The sequence below is a fragment of the Reyranella sp. genome (assembly GCF_965229815.1).
In the GTDB taxonomy this organism is placed as follows: Bacteria; Pseudomonadota; Alphaproteobacteria; order Reyranellales; family Reyranellaceae; genus Reyranella.
Map to the genome: position 1 here is coordinate 1 of NZ_CBDDJN010000006.1, position 16,135 is coordinate 16,135.

Annotated in this window: 21 protein-coding genes and 1 pseudogene; 12 read left to right on the plus strand and 10 right to left on the minus strand. The window is 70.0% G+C overall.

Going from position 1 to position 16,135, the window contains the following annotated elements:
- Positions 1-244: pseudogene (locus ACO073_RS11320) on the minus strand (hypothetical protein); the annotation flags it as partial.
- Positions 220-714 carry an enoyl-CoA hydratase-related protein gene (locus ACO073_RS11325; protein ID WP_421997482.1) on the minus strand — a complete coding sequence of 165 codons (495 nt, stop codon included), beginning with the start codon at positions 712-714 and terminating at the stop codon, positions 220-222. The pseudogene ACO073_RS11320 and the gene ACO073_RS11325, both read right to left, overlap by 25 nt.
- 114 nt (positions 715-828) lie before the next feature.
- Here ACO073_RS11325 and ACO073_RS11330 point away from each other — a divergent pair, with 114 nt between their 5' ends.
- Complete coding sequence (locus tag ACO073_RS11330) at positions 829-1,620, plus strand: enoyl-CoA hydratase (protein ID WP_421997483.1); 792 nt, start codon at positions 829-831, stop codon at positions 1,618-1,620.
- Here ACO073_RS11330 and ACO073_RS11335 read toward each other — a convergent pair.
- Positions 1,607-2,551, minus strand: coding sequence for a branched-chain amino acid ABC transporter permease (locus ACO073_RS11335; RefSeq protein WP_421997485.1), 945 nt, complete (start codon positions 2,549-2,551; stop codon positions 1,607-1,609). The two genes, ACO073_RS11330 and ACO073_RS11335, sit on opposite strands and share 14 nt — an antisense overlap.
- Positions 2,552-2,630: 79 nt before the next feature.
- Between ACO073_RS11335 and ACO073_RS11340 the strand changes: the two genes are divergently transcribed.
- Positions 2,631-3,383, plus strand: coding sequence for a VOC family protein (locus ACO073_RS11340; protein WP_421997486.1), 753 nt, complete (start codon positions 2,631-2,633; stop codon positions 3,381-3,383).
- Here ACO073_RS11340 and ACO073_RS11345 read toward each other — a convergent pair.
- Positions 3,344-4,573, minus strand: coding sequence for an MFS transporter (locus ACO073_RS11345; RefSeq protein WP_421997487.1), 1,230 nt, complete (start codon positions 4,571-4,573; stop codon positions 3,344-3,346). The two genes, ACO073_RS11340 and ACO073_RS11345, sit on opposite strands and share 40 nt — an antisense overlap.
- Positions 4,570-5,022: a MarR family winged helix-turn-helix transcriptional regulator gene (locus ACO073_RS11350; protein ID WP_421997488.1), complete on the minus strand. Its 453-nt coding sequence runs from the start codon at positions 5,020-5,022 to the stop codon at positions 4,570-4,572. Before ACO073_RS11350 ends, ACO073_RS11345 begins: the two co-directional genes overlap by 4 nt.
- Positions 5,023-5,073: 51 nt before the next feature.
- Here ACO073_RS11350 and ACO073_RS11355 point away from each other — a divergent pair, with 51 nt between their 5' ends.
- The 3 genes from ACO073_RS11355 to ACO073_RS11365 are packed head-to-tail and all read left to right on the plus strand — an operon-like array spanning position 5,074 to position 6,645.
- Positions 5,074-5,823, plus strand: coding sequence for a glutathione S-transferase family protein (locus ACO073_RS11355; protein WP_421997490.1), 750 nt, complete (start codon positions 5,074-5,076; stop codon positions 5,821-5,823).
- Positions 5,824-6,249 carry a hypothetical protein gene (locus ACO073_RS11360; protein WP_421997491.1) on the plus strand — a complete coding sequence of 142 codons (426 nt, stop codon included), beginning with the start codon at positions 5,824-5,826 and terminating at the stop codon, positions 6,247-6,249.
- Between the two features lie 3 nt (positions 6,250-6,252).
- Positions 6,253-6,645 (plus strand): hypothetical protein, encoded by a 393-nt coding sequence (locus ACO073_RS11365; RefSeq protein ID WP_421997492.1) that lies wholly within the window; start codon positions 6,253-6,255, stop codon positions 6,643-6,645.
- Between the two features lie 28 nt (positions 6,646-6,673).
- Here the strand turns inward: ACO073_RS11365 and ACO073_RS11370 are convergent, their stop codons facing one another.
- From ACO073_RS11370 to ACO073_RS11385, 4 genes are all read right to left on the minus strand, one after another.
- The gene (locus ACO073_RS11370; protein WP_421997494.1) at positions 6,674-7,648 is read right to left on the minus strand and encodes an NAD(P)H-dependent flavin oxidoreductase; all 975 of its coding nucleotides are present in this window, start codon (positions 7,646-7,648) and stop codon (positions 6,674-6,676) included.
- Between the two features lie 103 nt (positions 7,649-7,751).
- Positions 7,752-8,180: an OsmC family protein gene (locus ACO073_RS11375; RefSeq protein WP_421997495.1), complete on the minus strand. Its 429-nt coding sequence runs from the start codon at positions 8,178-8,180 to the stop codon at positions 7,752-7,754.
- Between the two features lie 72 nt (positions 8,181-8,252).
- The gene (locus tag ACO073_RS11380) at positions 8,253-9,083 is read right to left on the minus strand and encodes an alpha/beta hydrolase (RefSeq protein WP_421997496.1); all 831 of its coding nucleotides are present in this window, start codon (positions 9,081-9,083) and stop codon (positions 8,253-8,255) included.
- On the minus strand, positions 9,080-10,198 hold the full coding sequence (locus tag ACO073_RS11385) for an NAD(P)/FAD-dependent oxidoreductase (RefSeq protein ID WP_421997497.1): 1,119 nt from the start codon (positions 10,196-10,198) through the stop codon (positions 9,080-9,082). Before ACO073_RS11385 ends, ACO073_RS11380 begins: the two co-directional genes overlap by 4 nt.
- 6 nt (positions 10,199-10,204) lie before the next feature.
- Here ACO073_RS11385 and ACO073_RS11390 point away from each other — a divergent pair, with 6 nt between their 5' ends.
- From ACO073_RS11390 to ACO073_RS11415, 6 genes are read left to right on the plus strand one after another with little or no spacing between them, the layout of a single operon-like run.
- Complete coding sequence (locus ACO073_RS11390) at positions 10,205-11,011, plus strand: SDR family oxidoreductase (RefSeq protein WP_421997498.1); 807 nt, start codon at positions 10,205-10,207, stop codon at positions 11,009-11,011.
- 1 nt (position 11,012) lies between these two features.
- Positions 11,013-11,372, plus strand: coding sequence for a dihydroneopterin aldolase (locus tag ACO073_RS11395; RefSeq protein WP_421997499.1), 360 nt, complete (start codon positions 11,013-11,015; stop codon positions 11,370-11,372).
- Positions 11,373-11,381: 9 nt separating this feature from the next.
- A complete protein-coding gene (locus tag ACO073_RS11400; protein ID WP_421997500.1) occupies positions 11,382-12,302 on the plus strand; it encodes a DMT family transporter in 921 nt (306 codons plus the stop codon).
- Positions 12,299-13,216 (plus strand): DMT family transporter, encoded by a 918-nt coding sequence (locus ACO073_RS11405; protein WP_421997501.1) that lies wholly within the window; start codon positions 12,299-12,301, stop codon positions 13,214-13,216. The genes ACO073_RS11400 and ACO073_RS11405 overlap by 4 nt, the downstream gene beginning before the upstream one ends.
- Positions 13,217-13,224: 8 nt before the next feature.
- Entirely contained in the window at positions 13,225-13,662 is a 438-nt protein-coding gene (locus ACO073_RS11410; protein WP_421997502.1) for a sugar 3,4-ketoisomerase, read from the plus strand.
- Positions 13,659-14,759 carry a DegT/DnrJ/EryC1/StrS family aminotransferase gene (locus ACO073_RS11415; RefSeq protein WP_421997503.1) on the plus strand — a complete coding sequence of 367 codons (1,101 nt, stop codon included), beginning with the start codon at positions 13,659-13,661 and terminating at the stop codon, positions 14,757-14,759. The genes ACO073_RS11410 and ACO073_RS11415 overlap by 4 nt, the downstream gene beginning before the upstream one ends.
- 9 nt (positions 14,760-14,768) lie before the next feature.
- On the opposite strand, the gene ACO073_RS11420 is transcribed toward ACO073_RS11415, so the two are convergent.
- Positions 14,769-15,065 carry a hypothetical protein gene (locus ACO073_RS11420; RefSeq protein ID WP_421997505.1) on the minus strand — a complete coding sequence of 99 codons (297 nt, stop codon included), beginning with the start codon at positions 15,063-15,065 and terminating at the stop codon, positions 14,769-14,771.
- Positions 15,066-15,185: 120 nt separating this feature from the next.
- On the opposite strand from ACO073_RS11420, the gene ACO073_RS11425 reads away from it, so the two are divergent.
- Positions 15,186-16,037 carry an LLM class F420-dependent oxidoreductase gene (locus tag ACO073_RS11425; RefSeq protein ID WP_421997506.1) on the plus strand — a complete coding sequence of 284 codons (852 nt, stop codon included), beginning with the start codon at positions 15,186-15,188 and terminating at the stop codon, positions 16,035-16,037.
- Positions 16,038-16,135: the final 98 nt, after the last annotated feature.

Genomic DNA, 16,135 nt, shown 5'->3' on the forward strand with positions numbered 1-16,135 from the left:
GCACTGGAGGTCGAGCGTGAGCGCGTCCGCCGGGTCCTGCGCGCCCCACATGCTCCACATCAGGCGCCGGTTGACGGCCGCGGCCACGGCAGAAGAGGTTGGCGCGGCGAAACTTCCGGGCCAGCGCCTGCGCGGCCGGCAGCAGCTCGTGGGGCGCGTGGACGGAGCGGACGAGGCGGCCGGCCAGCGCCTCCTCGGCGCCGAACAGGTCCGCGGTCATCACCCATTCCTGCGCCTGCTGCATGCCGACCAGCCGCGGCAGGAACCAGCACGAGCCGCCTCCATCGCCATGCCGCGCCGGTTGAAGACGAAGCCGACGCGCGCGCTGCTCGACATCAGGCGGACATCCATGGGCAGGCACATGGTGATCCCGACGCCGACAGCCGCCCCGTGATCGCCGCCACGACGGGCTTCAGGCATTCGAGGATGGCGAGCGTGATCGACTCCCGGGCCTCGCGCTTCTGCGGCCGGGGCGCCGTCGTTCCAGACCTGGAAAGCGCCGCTGCCGGCCGAGATGTCGGCGCCGGCGCAGAAGGCCCGCCCGGCACCGGTGACGACGATGGCCCGGACCTCATCCATCGCATTCACGTCGCGGAAGAAGCCGATCAATTCGCGGCTCATCACCGTATCGAAGGCGTTGAGCTTCTCGGGCCGGTTCAGCGTCAGGGTCATGACGCCGTCCTCGAGATGGGTGAGCAAAGTCTCGTAGGTCATGGATTTTCCTCTCCCGGTCGTTCCGCAGCGCAAGATCGAATGTCGTTGCGTGGCTGAGCGGTTTACGAAACATTCGCCGCCAACCCCGTCATTCGCAATCCCGGAGGAAGCCCGATGTCCCACCTGCTGAAGACCGTCGAGGACGGCGTCATGAAGATCACCCTCAATCGCCCCGACGCGATGAACGCGCTGTCGCGCGACATGATGGGTGGCCTGATGGAGGCGCTCGACGAGGCGGCGGGCTCGCGCGACGTCGGCTGCGTGGTGGTCCGCGGCGCCGGCGACAAGGCCTTCTGCGCCGGCGGCGACGTGAAGTCGATGGCGGCCGGCCGCGACCAGGACAAGACCTACGAGGACAAGGTTCACGACATCCGCCAGCGCATGCGCGTGTCGGAGCTGCTGCACGAGATGGGCAAGCCCACCATCGCGATGGTGAACGGCGTGGCGGCGGGCGCCGGCCTGTCGCTGGCGCTGGCGGCCGACATGCGCTTCGTGGGCAAGAGCGCCCGCATGACCACGGCCTTCGCCAAGGTCGGCTTCTCGGGCGACTTCGGCTCGCACTTCTTCCTGCACAAGCTGGTCGGCACGGCCAAGGCGCGCGAGCTCTACTTCACGGCCGAGATCCTGAACGCCGAGCAGATCGAGAAGCTGGGGCTGGCCAACCGTGTCGTCGACGACGCCAACCTCGACGGCGAGACGATGGCCTTCGCCAAGAAGCTGGCCGCCGGCCCGCGCGTCGCCTGGTGGCACGTGAAGAAGAACATGAAGGTGGCCGAGGAGGGCACGCTCTCCGAAGCTCTCGACAGCGAGGCCGCGCGCATGATCCGCACCGGCGAGACCGAGGACCACAAGGAAGCCGCGCGCGCCTTCGTCGAGAAGCGCGCCCCCGTGTTCAAGGGCTACTGAGCCGCCGGCGCGCCCGCCAGCGCGCGGCGCGGCCGACCAGTCCGGCGATGCCTTCGGGCATCGCGACGATGGCCGCGATCAGGAGGGCGGCGTAGAGCAGGGCCGACAGGCCCTTGCCGAGGCCCGCCGTCACGTCAGGGAAGAACTGCAGGAACAGGCCGCCGGCGATGGCGCCGGCGGGCGCCTGCATGCCGCCGATCACCAGGCCGAACAGCATCTGCACCGAGAGCGAGAAGGTGTAGCCGGTCGGTCCGACATAGCCGTACTGGAAGGCCGACAGGCAGCCGGCGAGCGCGATGTAGCCGCCGGCGATGGCCGAGATCGTCGCCCGCGCCTGGTCGACCCCAATCCCCTGGGCGGCGGCGGCGAGCTCGTTGTCGCGCGCGGCCCGCAGCGCGCGGCCCGAGCGGCTGGCGATGAGGTTGACCGCCAGCCACAGGCCGGCGCCGAGCAGTGCCAGCGTCATCAGGAACGCCCAGCGATCGTTGCTCAGCCCCAGCGGCGGCACGGGGAAGTCGAGGTAGAGGCCCTGGACGCCGCCGGTCCAGCGCTCGATCACGCGCCAGCGCAGGAGCTGCGGGAAGGCGAGCGCGAAGGCATAGGTCACCAGCGCCTGGGTCCACAGGCTCTGCCCACCGGCGATACGGCCGAGCGCCCAGCCCGCGGCATAGCCGGCCAGGGCCGCCAGCGGCAGGCCCCAGTAGGCGGTCACCCCGGCCTGGTTGGTGACGATGGCGGCGGCATAGCCGCCGATGCCGAACAGGGCGGACTGGGCGAAGGAGAACTGACCGCTTACCCCGCACAGCAGCACGAGGCCGACCAGGGCGATCGACCAGATCGCCGCCTGGGTGAAGCGGAAGACGATGAAGTCCGGCAGGCAGAAGGAGAGGGCGGCCGCTGCCACGAAGCCCATGGTCCACACGGTCCGCATGGTTCTACGATAGAGCGGATCGCGCCGGGGTGGAATCGCCCGGCGACGGCACGTCAACGAGACCAAGGGGAGGATTGCGATGAAGCTCCGGCAATGCGTGTTCGTGGCCGCCGATCTCGAGGCCTCGCGCGAGGAACTGTGCGACATCCTCGGCCTCGACGTGGCCTTCCGCGATCCCGGCGTGGCGAAGTGGGGCCTCGCCAACGTCGTCTGCCCGACCGGCAACGACTTCCTCGAGATCGTGGCGCCGATGCAGCCCGGCACCTCGGCCGGCCGCTACATCGAGCGGCGCAAGGGCGACGGTGGCTACATGGTGATCATCCAGGTGCCGGACGCCCGGGCGGAGCGGGCGCGGGTGACCGGGCTCGGCGTGCGCGCCGTCGCCCAGAAGGACCAGCCGGAATATGCCTACACGCACTTCCATCCCTCGGACACGGCCGGCGTGCTGCTGTCGCTCGACACGACCTTCGCGCCGCCCGGCGTCGATCCGAAACTGTGGTGGCCGCCGGCCGAGAAGGACTGGCGCCTGCACGCGCGATCGGACGTCACCAACGGCCTGGCCGGGGTCGAGATCCAGGCCGAGGATCCCGATGCCGCCGCCGCCCTGTGGTCGCGGCTGCTGAACCGGCCGGTCGTCGACGACATCATCCGGCTGGACGATGAAGGCCAGGTCCGCTTCACGCCCATCGTCGATGGTCGCGGTCCCGGCGTGTCGGCCTTCGACGTCAAGGTGGTCGACCGCGAGCGTGTGATCGCGGCCGCGAAGAAGCGCGGCCGCGACCGCGGCCCCGCTCAGGTCGAGGTCTGCGGCTGCCGCATCAACCTGGTCTGAGGCCGCGCGAACAGGAAGGTCAGCACGGCGAGGTTCACGAGGTTGAGGACGAGGCCGGCCGAGAAGGCAGGCAGGTAGCTGGCGAAACGGTCGTAGAGCAGGCCGGCGCCCCAGCCGCCGCCCGCCATGCCGAGCAGGCCGGCGAACATCACGGTCGGCACGCGCCAGTTCGCCTCGCGCACCGAGTAGCAGTCGCGGATCACGATGACGTAGGCCGGCAGAAGGCCCGACAGGCCGAGGCCGAAGGCGGCGGAGACCAGGTAGAGCGCGGCGAGATCGCGGGTCAGCAGGAAGCCCGCCAGCGCCGTCGCCTGGACCAGCGAGCTGAGCAGCAGTGTCGGGAAGCCGCCGATGCGGTCGCTCAGCCAGCCCCAGAACTGGCGCGCCAGGAACGCCGAGCCGAGCAGCACGGAGAGCATGGCCGCGCCGTACTGCGACGCGAAGCCGAGATCGCCGCAATAGGCGACGACGTGTTGCATCGGCATGGCCATCGGCACGCAGCACGAGAAGACCGCGACCATCAGCAGCACCATCAGGAGGTTGGGCGGCAGGCCGAGGGTCGACTCGCGGCGACGGTCGGCGCCAGGACCACCGGCATGGGTCGACGGTGCGATGGGCGCGGGATGGAGGAAGATCAGCGTGAGGGCCGCGCCCGACACCAGCACGAAGGCGGCGAAGGCCAGCATCGTGTGGCGCCAGCCGAGCCGGTCGATGCCCATCTGCAGCAGCGGTGGCCAGATCGCGCCGGCGACCGCCTGGCCGGAGGCGATCAGGGCCACCGCCGAGCCGCGGCGCTTCTCGAACCACAGGCTGACATAGGTGAGCAGCGGCGAGAACATGCAGGAGGTGCCGAACAGGCCCATCAGCACGCCGTGGCCGACATAGAGCTCGGCGAGGCCGCCCTGGGCCGAAACGAACAGACCCGCCGCGACCATGGTCGAGCCGAACAGAACGATGCGGCGGATGCCGATCCGTCCCGCCAGCCAGCCGGCGACGATGCCGCCGAAGGCGGCGCCGACATAGGGCAGGGAGGCCGCACCCGCCGGCCCCGAGCGCGCGGTGCCGAGCTCGGCCGCGACCTGCTTCATGGCGACCACGACGACCAGCGGCGCGCCGTAGGCGACGGTCATGATGGCCAGCGCGGCGGTCGCCGTGATCCAGGCGGTGCGGCTGTCGAGCAGGGACCTCACAGCGCCATCACCCGGTCGGCAAGGCGCCGCACGACGTCGGGCGAGACCTGGCGGGCGAGCTTGGCCTCGGCGCGTCGCCAGGCGGCGAGGGCGGCCTCGAGGCGTCGGGCACCGGCCTCTGTCAGCCACACCATGCGCTTGCGCTGGTCGCTCTCGACCACGGCGATCTCGACCAGGCCCTCGGCCGCCAGCGTGCGCAGCGTGCGCGACAGGGTCGACTGGTCGAGGCCCATGCGCTCGGCGAGCGCGCCCACCGTGTCGTCGTCGGCGGCGGCGATCTCCGCCATCAGCCCGAACTGCGGGAAGGAAAGGCCGGCGCCGGCCATCTCGGCCTCGAGGAACTGGGCGGCGCGCCGGGCGGCCCGCCGGAGGTTGAGGCCGGGACAGTCGGCGACGGCACGCCGTGCGTCGGCGCGCAGCGTGCGGGGTTGCTTGGAACGAATGGTCATCGTATGTAGGTACATAGAATGTAGATACATGGAAAGCAAGGGAGGATCGCGATGGCCACGCTCCTGATCGTCGGCAGCTACCTGTCGCCCTATGTCCGCAAGGTGCTGGCCTGCCTCGAGACCAAGGGCATCGCCTACGAGGTCGACCATTTCGTTCCCTTCTTCGGTGACGACCGCTTCTCCCGGTTGAGCCCGCTGCGCCGCATCCCGGTGATGGTCGACGGGGATCTCGTTCTCTCGGACTCGTCGGTGATCTGCCAGTACCTCGAGGACCGCTGGCCGACGCCCGCCCTGTTTCCCGCCGACATCGCCGACCGGGCGCGTGCCCGCTGGCTGGAGGAGTTCGCCGACACCCGCATGGGCGACGTCTTCATCTGGCGCCTGTTCAACCAGATGGCCATCCGGCCGGCGGTGTGGGGCGAGAAGGGCGACCGCGGGCTGTTCGACCGCACCGTGCGGGAGGAGGTGCCGCCGGTGCTGGACTATCTCGAGAGCGAGGCGCCGGCCGACGGCTTCCGCTTCGGGGCCGCGCTCTCGATCGCCGACATCTCCGTCGCCGCCTTCTTCCGCAACGCCGCCTGGGTGCGCTTCCGGATCGACGCCGACCGCTGGCCGAAGACCGCCGCCTGGGTCGGCCGCGTGCTCGCGTCGCCCGCCTTCACCCGGCTGGCGACGATCGAGGACGCGCTCCTGCGCGTTCCGATCGCCGAGCAGCGCGCGGCTCTCAAGGCGATGGGGGCGCCGATCAGTGCCGAGACCTATGCCGGCACCGCGCCACGGCGTGGTATAATATCACTCTAGGTGCGGCTGCGACCGCGGCGAGAGGTAATGCACGCGGTTCCTCCCTTCATGGCGGCACAGTTCATCACGGCCGTCGCCCTCGGCACCGCCGTCGGTGCTTTTGCCGGCTGGCAGATGGCCTTGCTGGGAGCCGGCGCGATCGGCGGCGGCACGGCGATCAGCATCGTCATTTCAGCCATGATCTGGCCGACCCAGCATGTTTCGGGCTGGAAGCTCGCACTCGTCGCCATGCTGGCGAATCCGACGATGCTGCTCGCGCTGCTGGCGACGGGCATTGGCTGGCAGTGCGCGATCGGCCGCATGCACGACTTCGGCTGCATCGCCTCCTTTGCAGGCGCCTTGGTCGTGATCATCTGCCTGCTGTCGGTCTGTGCCGGATTGCTGTGGCGCTGGTGGAAGGGTCGAACCGACGTGATGAAGACGTAGTCGATGCGCCGCATCCATCCTTTCGTTGCCGGCCACGTCGTGGCCGGCCTGATCGTCGGCGCCGGCGTGGGTGTCACGCTGGACGCCGAGGCGGCGGTCCTGGGCGGGGCGCTGCTCGCGGCCGGCGCGGCGGTGAGCTCGCTGGTCTGCTGGTGGAAGCCCGGCCTGGAGGCGCCGGCCTGGCAGCTCCTGCCGGTCGCGCTGCTGGCCAATCCCCTGATGCTCGTCGCGCTGGGCTACATGGCGAGCGAGTTCGACTGCGTGGTCGGCGCGCGGCGTGGCTGGGGCTGCCTGGGAACGGCGATCGCCATCGTGGTCGCCGGCGCCTGCGTGCCGCCGCCGCTCCTGGCCGGCGCCTGGCGCTGGTGGCGCCGGCGCCGTGCCTCGCCTGGCTGACCCGGCGCGCCTGCGGCGCCCCGCCGGATCAGGCGGCGATGGACTTGGCGAGCTTGTCGCGGATCATCGTCTCGGCCTCGCTGACGATGCGCTCGATCAGCTCCTTGCAGCTCGGCACGTCCCGGATCAGGCCCATCACCGTGCCCGCCGACCAGATGCCATGCTCGAGGTCGCCGGTCTCGTAGACGACCTTGCCGCGCGCGCCCGCCACCAGCGGGCCGATCTCCTGGATGGTCTTTCCCTCGTGCTCCATCTCGATCGCCTTCCTGGCGACCGAGTTGGCGTAGACGCGGCTCGTATTGCGCATGGTGCGGAAGATCAGGGAGGTTGCGCGCTCGTCGCCGTCGACCAGCGCCTGCTTCACCTTGTCGTGGATCGGCGCTTCCTTCGTGGCCATGAAGCGCGTGCCCATGTTGATGCCTTCGCAGCCCAGCGCCAGCGCCGCGACGAGGCCGCGCGCGTCGCCGAAGCCGCCGGAGGCCAGCATCGGGATCTTGATGACGTTGGCCGCGGCCGGCAGCAGGACCAGGTTGGGGACGTCGTCCTCGCCGGGATGGCCGGCGCATTCGAAACCGTCCATCGAGATGGCGTCGACGCCGGCCTTCTCGGCCGACACGCCGTGGCGCACCGAGGTGCACTTGTGGATCACCTTGATGCCGGCGTCCTTGAGCTTGGGCAGGAAGGGTTTGGGATTATTGCCGGCCGTCTCGACGATCTTGACGCCGGACTCGACGATGGCGTCGATGTACTCGCCGTAGGGGCGCGGCACCAGGGTCGGCAGGATGGTGAGGTTCACGCCGAACGGCTGGTCGGTCATCCCGCGGCAGCGCACGATTTCCTTGCGCAGGTCGTCGGGCGTCGGCTGGGTGAGGCCGGTGAGGATGCCGAGCCCGCCCGCGTTGGACACGGCCGAGGCCAGCTCGGCGCGGCCGACCCATTGCATGCCGCCCTGCACGATCGGGTGCTTGATGCCGAACAGTTCGGTGAAGCGTGTCTTGATCATTGGCCGTTTTCTCCCGCGCGTCTCCAGTCCGCGGCCAGCATTAGCGGACCGCGGCCGGAGGCACTAGCCGGGTTTCGGAACGGCCTTCCGCGGAGCGGCTAACCTAGACGAGCTTGGCATCCAGGGTGATGTCGGCCTTGATGACCTTGGACAGGGGGCATCCTGCCTTCGCCTTGCCGGCCAGCTCCTCGAAGGTCTTCTGGTCGGCGCCCGGGATCTTGGCGCGCAGCGTGAGATGGACGGCGGTGATGGCATAGCCGCCGTCGACCTGCTCGAGGGTCACCTTGGCGGTCGTGTCCATCTGCTCGGCGGTGAGCTTGGCCTCGCCCAGGATCAGCGACAGGGCCATGGTGAAGCACCCGGCATGGGCGGCGCCCAGCAGTTCCTCCGGATTGGTGCCTTTCTTGCCCTCGAAGCGGGCGGCAAAGCCGTAGGGATAGGTGCTGAGAGCACCACTTTCGGTCGAGATCGAGCCCTTGCCATCCTTGAGGCCGCCGGACCAGGCGGCGGACGCGGTGCGGTTGATCTTCATGCTGGACCTCCAATGTTGCCGGCGACGCTACACGCCCGGTGTGACGATCGTCGGTCAGACTTGGGGAGCCGCTCAGGCCGTTTCCAGCCAGGCCAGCACATCGGTCCGGGTCGGCGCCCGGCCGCTCAGCAGGTCAGCCATCGCGGCGACCACGTCGACATGGCCGACGCCGGGATAGAGCTTGAGCTCGACCGGCGCGCCGGCCGCGCGCCAGGCGGCGGCGAGATTGATGCTGTTGCGCGGCAGGACCGTGGTGTCGGCCGTGCCGTGGATCAGCAGCGCGGGCGGCAGGGGAGCACGGGCGAAGGTGATGGCCTCGATGCGCGGATCGTTGGCGCTGCCGAAGATATCGATCAGCCGGGCCGAGGTGAGTGGCAGGAAGTCGTAGGGGCCGGAGAGGCCGACGGCGCCGCGCAGTCTCGTGCGGTCGACTCCCGCTGCCGCGAGATACGGCGTGTTCGCCGCCAGCATCAGCGCGATGTGGGCGCCAGCCGAATGGCCCATGACGACCAGTCGGTCGACGCCGAACCGGTCGGCGCTCCAGCGCACGGCGCGCGCGCCGTCCTCGACGAAGGCGGGAAAGCGGACCTCGGGATAGAGGCGGTAGTCGGGGATGACGACAGTGTAACCCTGGGCGGCGAGCGCCTGGGCGACGAACAGGTAGTCGTCCTTGCTGCCCGAGTCCCAGGACCCGCCATAGAAGAACACCACCACCTTCCCGTCGGGTTGCGGCGTTTCGGGCCGGTAGAGGTCGAGCTTCTGCCGGGGGGCGGGTCCGTAGGCGATGTCGGCCTCGCGCGTGTAGCCGTCGCGCGGCACGGTCGTGTTGAGGAGTGTCGCCGGCGAGCAGGCGGCCGGCAGGGCCGAAAGACCGGCGAGGAGGGCGCGGCGGCCCCAGCTCATGCCGGGGCGATGGCGCGTACCCGCTCGGCCAGCGCCAGCGAGGCGGTGAGGCCGGGCGATTCGATGCCGAAGAGGTTGATGAGGCCGGGCACCCCGTGGTCGTCCGGCCCCTGGATCACGAAGTCCTGGGCGGGCGCGCCCGGCGGCACGGTCTTCGGCCGGATGCCGGCATAGCCCGGTTGCAGGGCACCATCCTTGAGGCCCGGCCAGTAGCGGCGGACGGCGGCGTAGAACTTGTCGGCACGGTGCGGATCGACCGTGTAGTCGATCTCGGGAATCCATTCGACGTCCGGGCCGAACTTGGCCTGGCCGCCCATGTCCACGGTGATGTGCACGCCGAGGCCGCCCGGTACCGGCACGGGATAGATCAGTCGGGAGAAGGGCGAGCGGCCGGCCAAGGTGAAATAGTTTCCTTTGGCGTAATACGCGGTCGGGACGCGATCGGATGGCAGGCCGACGATCTTGTTGGCGAGCGCCGGAGCGTGCAGGCCGGCCGAGTTGACCACCAGGCGGCAGCGCAGGCGCATCGGCTCGGCACCGCCGACCTCGACGTCGATGCCCTCGTTCATCACCCGGCCGCGCTCGACCGGGCTGTGGAAGGCGAACATGGCGCCCCGTTCCTCGGCGTCGCCCTGCAGGGCCAGCATGTAGGAATGGCTGTCGATGATGCCGGTGCTGGGCGACAGAAGGGCCGCCGTGCACTGCAGGTTGGGCTCGAGCGCGAGCGCCTCGGCGGCGCTCAGCAGGCGCATCCCCTCCACGCCGTTGGCCTCGGCGCGACCCTTGATCTCGGCCAGGCGCTCGCTCTCGGCCGGGTTGGTGGCGACGATCAGCTTGCCGCAGTTGACGTGCGGCACGCCGTGCTCGGCGCAATACGCATAGAGCATGCGCCGCCCCGCCACGCAGGTGAGGGCCATCAGGCTCCCCTTGGGATAGTAGATCCCGGCGTGGATGACCTCGGAATTGCGTGAGCTGGTCTCGGTGCCGATGCCCTCGGCGGCCTCGACCACGATGACCTCACGGCCAGCAAGGGCAAGGGCGCGGGCCACGGCCAGACCGACGACACCTGCTCCGATGACAACGCAGTCGACGGTTTCGAACGGGGACGAAGTCATGGGCGCATGCTACTAGAGCGGCGTCATGAGGCTAGCAAGACGTCCCGCGGCATGAAGGGCGCATTGGTGACGGGGGGCGCCGTGCGGATCGGCCGTGCGCTGGCCCTGGCGATGGCCGCCGACGGCTGGTTCGTGTTCGTGCATCACAACCGGTCGGCTGCCGAGGCGCGTCGGACGGTAGCCGAGATCGTGGCAGCCGGTGGCCGCGCCAAGTCTGTGCGTGCCGACCTTGCCTCGCCGCGCCAGGCCGAAGCGCTGGTCGGCCGCTGCCGGGCGCCTGGCGTCGCTCTCACCTGCCTGGTCAACAGCGCCTCGCTGTTCAAGCTCGACCGGGCGCCGACGGCGCAGGCCGCCGACTTCGACCGCCACATGGCGATCAACCTGCGGGCGCCGATGCTGCTCTCCCAGGCCCTGGCACGGCAGCTCCCGTCCCACGAGACCGGCGTGATCGTGAATCTGCTCGACCAGAAGCTCTACAACCTCAACCCCGATTTCCTCACCTACACGCTGTCCAAGGTCGGGCTGCAGGGGCTGACCACGCTGCTCGCCCAGGCGTTCGCGCCGAGGCTGCGCGTGGCCGGGATCGCGCCCGGCCTGACTCTGCGCAGCGGCAGCCAGACCGACGCGCGCTTCGCCGAGCAGCACGCCGACAACCCGCTGCGGGTCGGCGTCACGACCGACGACCTGGTGCGGGCGCTCCGCTTCATCCTGCAGACGCCCTCGTTCACCGGCGACACGCTGATCGTGGACAGCGGCGAGCATCTCACCGGGCGGCCGCGCGACGTCGCGTTCCACCGCAAGGCTGGAGCCTGACATGGAACGCCGCATCTTCCTCCGCGACTTCAGGCTGCCGGTGTCGATCGGCATCCACGATTTCGAGAAGGAGGGGCCGCAGACGGTGGTCGTCAACGTCGACCTCGTACTGGAGCCTCCGACGCGGGCGCACGAGGATCGCATCGCCAACGTGCTCGACTACGACAAGGTCCATGACGGCATCGTGGCGCTGGCGTCGTCGCGGCACTTCAACCTGCAGGAGACGCTGGTCGACGCCATCCTCGACCTCTGCCTCGGCCAGCCCGGGGTGATCGAGGCGCGGGTCTCGACGGAGAAGCCCGACGTCTACGGCGACTGCCGGGTCGGCTTCGAGGCGGTGCGCCGCCGCTCGGCCGGTTGACCGTCGCCGATGGTCGCTCCGTCCGCCGGCGCGCTGAAGCGCGCCACGCTGGTGCTCCTGCTGTCGGCGCTGATCTGGGGATCGATGATCCCCGTGCTGGCGGACCTCGCGGCTCACTACGACAAGTGGATGCTCTCGTGGCTGCGCTACGTGCTCGGCCTGCCGGTCCTGTGGCTGGCGGTGCTGCTCAGTCCGCAGCCGACTTCCGTGCGTCCCCTGCGGGCCGGCCGTCTGCTGGCGCTGGGCACGGCGATGACGGCCTTCTCGGTCCTCTACACGTTCGGCGTCGCGCACGCCCATCCCGCCACCTCGGCCATCGTCCTGATGTGCGGACCGGTCTGGGCCACGCTGCTCGCGCGGGTGATGCTGGGAGCCCGCATGCCGGCGGGCTTCGCCGTGACGCTGGCGGCCGTGGTCGCGGGTGGCATCGTCGTCGTGCTGGGTGCGCCGTCGCGCGGGACCGGCGGTTTCGGGCTGGAGGGCGGCGAGCCGCTCCTCGTCGTCGCCCAGCTCTGCTGGAGCTGGTACTCGATCAAGGCCCAGCAGTGGCTGGCCGACCGCGGCCAGATCGCGCTGTCGGCGCTGACCTCGACCGTCGCCGGCGTGCTGCTGGGCGGGGTCTGCCTCGTCGTCTGGGCGACCGTCGGCATCGAATGGCCCGCCGCGTCGCCGCCCGTGACCGACTGGATCATGATGGCGTGGATCGGCGTGATGGGCGTCGCCGTCGCGCTGCTCCTGTGGAACGTCGGCGTGTCCCTGGTCGGCGTGCCGGTGGCCTCGCTGTTCGGGAACTCCGCCCCGGTCTTCGCCATCGGCCTGGCGGCGCTGATGGGACGAGAGCCCACGCTTCTCCAGCTGACGGGCGGCGGCATCGTCCTGGCGGCGATCGCCCGCCATCAGCTCCTGCAGATCCGGCGGGCCCGGCGATGATGCGCGAGCATCGCCACCTGCTGGGCGCCTTCGCCGCCATGGTGTTCGTCGGCGCGAGCTGGGGCGCCAACCTGCCGGTCAGCAAGGTGATGCTCGGCTATTTCGACGTCTTCCCGATGACGGCGATTCGCACCGTGGCGGCCAGCCTCGTGCTGGCCCTGCTGCTGGCGGCCGTCGAGGGAGCGTCGGCCCTGCGCATCGACATCGGGCTTCGGCGCTTCGTCCTGCTCGGGCTGATGATGGGCGGCTTCTTCGCGACCTATTCGCTCGGCCTGCTGTTCAGCAACCCGATCACGGCGGCGGCGGTGCAGGTGGCGGGCCCGCTGGTGGCCGCCGTGACCGTCCGCTTCGCCACCGGCCAGCGCTTCGATCCCGGCTTCCCGACGGCACTGGGGCTGACCCTGCTGGGCGGCGCCATCCTCGCCTCGTCGGGCCTGGTCGCCGGCGGTTCGGTGAGCTTCGGCGGCGGCGAGATCATCGTGCTGCTGTCCAACGCCATCTGGACGCTCTACGCGATCAAGGCCCAGGCCTGGTTCAGCCGCGCCAGCCAGCTTCACCGCACCTACGTGGCGACCCTGTCGTCGACGGCCTGGCTGTCGGTGCTCAGCGTGGGGCTGGTGGCCCTGGGCTGGACTCGCTCGCCGCTGGAGGTGAGCGATCCCTGGACCTGGACGCAGCTGCTGGTCGTGGCGGTCCTGGCCGGCGGCCTCGGCGGCTACCTGTGGAACGTCGGCGCCAGCCGGCTCGGCGTGGCGATCGCCTCGCTGTGGGTCAACCTGGTGCCGTTCTTCGCCGTGCTGTGGTCGATGGCCTACGGGTTCGTCCCCAACGCCTTCCAGATCGTCGGCGGACTCGTCGCGCTCGGCGGAGTGGTCTACATGCAGTGGCGCAAGCTGCAGACGGCGGGAGGCTGAGCGGTTCCGTGGCGACGACGACAGGGTCCGGTTTCCGGACGCGCAATTGCCGATGGATCGAGGTGCGCGGCGCCGCCGACGCCCGCGGCCGCATCAACTTCATCGAGGCCGGCGCGGGGCTGCCCTTCCAGCCGCGGCGGCTGTTCTGGCTGCACCATATCGCACCCGGCCAGTGGCGCGGCCGGCACGGCCATCGCGAGAGCGAGCTCGTGCTGGTGGCCCTGCACGGCGGCTGCCGGGTGCATCTCGACGACGGTCGGGAAAAGGAAGCGGTCCCGCTGGACGACCCCGGACGGGCCCTCTTCATCGGCACCTGGGTGTGGCACGAGCTCACCGATTTCACAGACGGCGCCGCCATCCTCGTGATGGCCTCGACGCTGTACGACGAGGAGGAATACCTCCGCGACTACGAGGCTTTCCGGCAGGAGGCGGCGACGCGCCCATGATCCCCTTCCTCGACTTGAAATCGGTCTATGGCGAACTGAAGGACGAGCTCGATGCCGCCTATCGGCGGGTCATGGAATCCGGCTGGTACGTGCTCGGCCACGAGGTCGAGGCGTTCGAGGCCGAGTACGCCGCCTTCTGCGGCACGCGCCACTGCATCGGCGTGGGTAACGGGCTGGAGGCGCTCGAGCTGACGTTGCGCGCCTGGGACATCGGTGCCGGGGACGAGGTCATCGTCCCGTCGAACACCTACATCGCGACCTGGCTGGCGGTGAGCGCGGTGGGGGCGACGGTGGTGCCGGTGGAGCCGACGCCGGCCGGACCCAACATCGATCCCGAGCGCATCGCCGCCGCCATCACGCCGCGGACGCGCGCGATCATGCCCGTCCACCTGTATGGCGAGCCGGCCGACATGGAAGCGATCATGGCGCTGGCCGGACGGCACGGGCTCAAGGTCGTGGAGGACGTGGCGCAGGCCCAGGGTGCCAAGGTACGGGGCCGCCGCGCAGGGGCGCTCGGCGATGCCGGCGCGCACAGCTTCTTTCCGACCAAGAATTTCGGCGCCTTCGGCGACGGCGGCGCCGTCACCACTGACGACGCACGGATGGCCGACCGGCTGCGCGCGCTGCGCAACTACGGCAGCAAGGTCAAGTACGTGAACCTGGAGCGGGGCGTGAACTCACGGCTGGACGAGCTGCAGGCGGCCCTGCTGCGCGTCAAGCTGCCGAGGCTCGACGCCTGGAACGAGCACCGCCGCCGGCTGGCGGCGCGCTATGACGATCGGCTGGCGGGTGTCGCGGGACTGACGCTACCGCGGGCCCCGCAATGGGCCGAGCCGGTCTGGCATCTCTACGTCGTGCAGACGGACCGTCGGGCCGCTCTTATAGAAGCGCTGGCCAAGGAGAGTATCGGGTCGCTCATTCACTACCCGATCCCGCCGCATCTCCAGGAGGCCTACGCCGATCTCGGCCTCGGCCGCGGCGCCTATCCGCTGGCAGAGCGACTTGCGGACACGGTTCTCAGCCTGCCCATGGGCAGCCATCTCTCCGAGACGGCCGTCGACACGGTGGCGACGGCCGTCCGCAAGGCTCTGGAGTAGGACGAAGGCCTACCAGCCGGTCCGCTCGGGGCCGCCATGCTGGCTGCCCTGGTAGTTGCGGTAGTAATCCCAGCGCGACGAATAGACGTTCGACTTCTGGAAGTTCGGCGGCTCGGCGACATAGTAGGTGTTCGCCGGCGCGGCCGTCGTGACCGCCGCCGTCCCGACGGGAGTCGAGTAGTAGGTGGTCTGGGCAGGGACATAGGCAGTCTGCGCCCGCGGGACGTAGGTGGTCTCGGTCGCGCTGCAGCCGACGATGGCGGCGGCGGCGGTTCCGAGGATGATCAGGGAAACGACAGGCTTCATGGTGATCTCCTTCTGCGGGAGACAACCCGCCGCGCGCGTTTCGGTTCCCGCGTCCTCCGTGCCGCCACAATCATGTTAGTGTGCGCCGGCTGGGCCGGACCGGCCAGGGAAGGGAAACGCATGAAGATCGGCGCCGTGATGTTCTTCACGATGGAGTCCATGCAGCCGGGGCCGCTGGGGCAGGCCCTCGAGGCGCGCGGCTTCGAATCGCTGTGGGTGCCGGAGCACACCCACATCCCGTCGTCGCTCTCCTCCGCCTACCCGGCGAGCGGCGGCCTCGTCCGGGCCTACTACGAGCTGATGGACCCGTTCCTCGCGCTGAACACGGCCGCCAACGCGACCACGCGGCTCAGGGTCGGCACGGGCATCGCCCTGGTGATCCAGCGCGATCCGATCGTCACGGCGAAGATGGTGTCGACCATCGACCAGCTGTCGGGCGGCCGCTTCCTGTTCGGCGTCGGCAACGGCTGGAATCGCGAGGAGGTCGAGAACCACGGCACGGCCTTCGAGAGCCGCCACAAGCTGGCGCGCGAGCGCATCGAGGCGATGAAGGCGATCTGGACCGCGGACGAGCCCGAGTACCACGGCGAGTTTGTCGACTTCGACAGGATGAAGCAGTGGCCCAAGCCCTTCCAGAAGCCGCATCCGCCCATCATCGTCGGCGGTGCCTTCCCCTATGCCGCGCGGCGGGCGGTGCGCTACGGCGACGGCTGGATCCCGCGCGACGACTGGCTCGACCGGGACGGCATCGAGATTCTCGACAAGTTCCGGGCGATGGCGCGCGAGGCCGGGCGCGACCCGGCCGGCCTGCCGATCACCACCTTCCGGGTACCGCCCGACCTCGACCGCCTGAAGCGCTATCGCGAGCTCGGCATCGACCGCGTGGTCTTCTCGCTGCCGGCGGAGAAGGAGGACAAGCTCCTGCCGATCCTCGACCAGTGGGCTGACCTGCAGGTCCGGCTGGGCGCATAGTTGTCGGAGCGCGGACCTCCAGGTCCGCTCATGCAGGTCCGCATCATGATCTCGAGCGGACCTGGAGGTCCGCGCTCCAAGGAGGCGCCGGTCCTCCG